Origin of the sequence: Neglectibacter sp. X4 (genome assembly GCF_009917365.1) — a bacterium.
GTDB lineage: Bacteria > Bacillota > Clostridia > Oscillospirales > Acutalibacteraceae > Acutalibacter.
Genome location: NZ_QWLE01000162.1, coordinates 1 through 1,191, shown reverse-complemented (window position 1 = coordinate 1,191; position 1,191 = coordinate 1). Strand labels below are relative to the sequence as shown.

Sequence of the window (1,191 nt, the reverse complement as noted above, 5' to 3'; positions counted from 1 at the left end):
TATGGCAGCGGCGATGGAGAGGGCTATCTATCAGCCTACTGTGCAGGAGGGCTGATAGAAAAATGATAGAAAGCCCCGAAAAAGCTGATAGAAGAGAAAAAGAAAAAGCCCGGAACCCGCATGATTCCTGGCTTTTTTGTGAGGTGGATACGAAAAAGATATTATTGCCAAATCAGAGTACGTATCCGAACTCTCACGCATTTTCGATAGCCTGCTCAACCTCCAACCCTCCCGCAAAAACCGCCTTGATCTTTTCCTTAGATTCCACAACCACACACTCCAATACCTGCCGCACCAGCCGGTCATCATACTCCATCGGATGATTTTCCAGTCCATTCAGGATGGTAAAAATCTCATCCAATCGTGACTCTGCATTTTCTCTTTCCTGCTGTGCATTGTCATATTTGGGAAGCTGCTGTTCTAAACTGTTTTTCTCAGCCATGAGCGTTGTAGCCCTCTGTTCATCGAAATCCTCAACCGTATCAGTAGCTATGGCCTGCAGCATGGTCTTGAATTCTGCGTCAATTTCTGCTATCCTTATCTGTATATCCAAGCTGTTATCTTCGCCATCATCATTCTTAAGCCCCATGCCGATGTGCAGCTTCAACGTGCCCAGCACATCCGAACTCTGCTTTGCCGTACTCATTATCGCTGCCATGACGGCCTCCTGCAGCACACTTTCCTCCATCGTGGGCGAATGGTGGCAGTATCTTTTGCCGAAGTCCAGCCGGTTGATGCACCTCCAGACCGGTTTCTTTTCTCCCTTGACCGTCCAAGTGCATCGGCGATAGGGGGTACCGCACTCGCCACAAACGAGGAGTTCCGTCAGAGCGTATTTGCTGGAGTACCGGCCCAGCTCTGTCTTTGTGCCCTTCTGCTTAACTTTCCGTTTGCCGGTGCGCCGTGCCAGTTCCTCTTGCGCTCGACCAAAGGTGGCGGGGTCAATGATGGCGGGGTGATTGTTCTCCACGAAGTACATGGGCCGAGCCTTGCCATCGTTGCGCCGTACCTTTTTGCTGATACAATCCACCACATAAGTCTTGTTGAGGACAGCATTTCCGGCATATTTTTCGTTTGCCAATGTCAAGCCCAGACTAAAAATTTGGGCATTTTTTTGAAATCAGCCTGCAAAAATTCCTATTGCAAGCTGCTTTAGCTTATCAAACTCATCTTGAAATCTCCATTGAATCT

Annotated in this window: 1 protein-coding gene; it reads right to left on the bottom strand. The window is 48.7% G+C overall.

What is annotated here, in order from left to right; all coding sequences use genetic code 11:
- Positions 1-193: 193 nt before the first annotated feature.
- On the bottom strand, positions 194-1,081 hold the full coding sequence (locus D1841_RS17395) for a recombinase zinc beta ribbon domain-containing protein (protein ID WP_160644926.1): 888 nt from the start codon (positions 1,079-1,081) through the stop codon (positions 194-196).
- Positions 1,082-1,191 lie beyond the last annotated feature (110 nt).